The organism is Klebsiella sp. SWET4 (genome assembly GCF_024296565.1).
Lineage (GTDB): Bacteria > Pseudomonadota > Gammaproteobacteria > Enterobacterales > Enterobacteriaceae > Klebsiella > Klebsiella variicola.
On sequence record NZ_JANCOB010000072.1, the window covers coordinates 1 to 1,030 of the forward strand.

Sequence of the window (1,030 nt, forward strand, 5' to 3'; positions counted from 1 at the left end):
GTGGAAGGCATCGGAGCTTTAGCAGTTGTATCACACAATTCTCTATAAATAGAAGCCATCTCCAGAAAATCAACAAGACTTGAGTTCCGTATATTTTCTTTCTGTAAAGAAAACAGGTATGCGCCAAATTCTTTTAATGCATTATCATTAAAAAATTCTCCATAACGATAAACACTTTCCGGGTTAGGAACTGTTTTTGCAAAAGCATCTGCAAAATTTACAAAGTAATTATTCGCTATATGAACTTTATAAATGTAAGTACCCATTTTGTGTACAACCGAATTTTCGGGTAAGCCAAATGTTCCTACGCCGAATGACTTTAACAGATGTAACATTCGTATCAGTTTACCACCTGCTTCACTCCAATAGCTGGAGCCTTCATCGCATCCCCCATCATCAGGATACTGATTAATAAAACAATCAGTGCTCCTTAAGATTTTCCCGATAATTTCTGCTGCCTGCTCATTGTCGGCATACTGAGTAAAAAATAGAGTTTGCAGAACATTGGTATTTATCCACACATTCCAGTTATTAACAGGCTGTTGCTGTAACCCCATCCACCAAAAATCATTATGTTGCAAGTACGGATCGAATATTCTTCTTTTAAGTTCCGCATGAATACGATCAACTATAAAAGGAGATTCTTTCATTAACGCATCACGAAACATTAATTCAACCGTTGCCACCAATACAGCTGTATTGGCTGCTCCCAAATCTATTACGGTCTCATTAGGATCAGGTAAAAAACCTTTCTTCTTTTGTAAAACGATATGTGCCGGCAATACCCAAGTACTCTCCTCCATAATTATCCATAATCCATCAATTATCTGAGGAAGGTATTTACCTTTTCGCTCAATTAGCTCACCTATTGCCAACTGCGATAAAACCCTCCTACGCTCACTATTTTTTTCTTCATAATTATACCTGGCGCCTGTTTTCTGGTAATCCAGATATAAACTTGCCGGAACGACTGGCCATTTAAACTGCAATGCAATATCAGCCTCCTTTAGTAGTCTTTTCTTAAGCGAAT

1 protein-coding gene is annotated in these 1,030 nt (G+C 37.7%); it reads right to left on the bottom strand.

Going from position 1 to position 1,030, the window contains the following annotated elements; genetic code table 11:
• The coding region (locus tag NKJ21_RS27600; RefSeq protein WP_254733488.1) for a hypothetical protein at positions 1-1,030 on the bottom strand (1,030 nt) is incomplete at both ends.